At 63.4% G+C, this 827-nt stretch carries 1 protein-coding gene; it reads right to left on the reverse strand.

From position 1 onward, the window contains the following. Window positions 1-827, reverse strand: an 827-nt coding sequence (gene lipA / locus WBN73_RS21395) for a lipoyl synthase (RefSeq protein WP_337455719.1), incomplete at both ends; no start/stop codon positions are given.

Below are 827 nucleotides of genomic sequence, written 5' to 3' on the forward strand. Positions count from 1 at the left end.
CCCTTCTTCCGCATCGCGGTGGCCCAGAGGCGCCCGGCCCGGTACGAGGACCGCACCAACGGACCCGACATCACACCAAGGAACCCGATCTCCTCGGCCTCGTGCTGGAGATCCACGAACTCCTGCGGCTTGACCCACCGGTCCACCGGCAAGTGCCGCTCGGACGGGCGCAGGTACTGGGTGATCGTGATCAAATCACACCCGGCCGCGTGCAGGTCCCGCAGGGCCTCGGAGATTTCCTCCCGGGTCTCGCCCATGCCCAGGATCAGGTTGGACTTGGTCACCATGCCCAGATCACGGCCCTGCGTGATGACATCCAGGGACCGCTCGTACCGGAACGCCGGACGGATCCGCTTGAAAATCCTCGGCACGGTCTCGACGTTGTGCGCGAACACCTCGGGCTTGGAATCACAGATCGCCGCGATGTGCTCCGGCTTGCCGGAGAAGTCCGGGATCAGCAGCTCCACCCCGGTGCCCGGGTTCAGTTCGTGGATCTTCCGGACCGTTTCGGCGTACAACCACACACCCTCATCGGCCAGGTCATCACGGGCCACACCGGTCACGGTCGCGTAGCGCAACTGCATCGCCTGCACCGATCGGGCCACTTTGGTGGGTTCGAACATGTCCACAGGGGACGGCTTGCCGGTATCGATCTGGCAGAAATCACACCTCCGGGTGCACTCGGACCCGCCGATCAGGAACGTCGCTTCCTTGTCTTCCCAGCACTCAAAAATGTTCGGGCAGCCGGCCTCTTCACACACAGTGTGCAGGCCTTCCTTCTTCACCAGGTTCTTGAGCTGGACGAACTCAGGACCCATCTGGACCTT

This window comes from Paenarthrobacter sp. CCNWLY172 (assembly GCF_037402035.1).
Classification (GTDB): domain Bacteria; phylum Actinomycetota; class Actinomycetes; order Actinomycetales; family Micrococcaceae; genus Arthrobacter.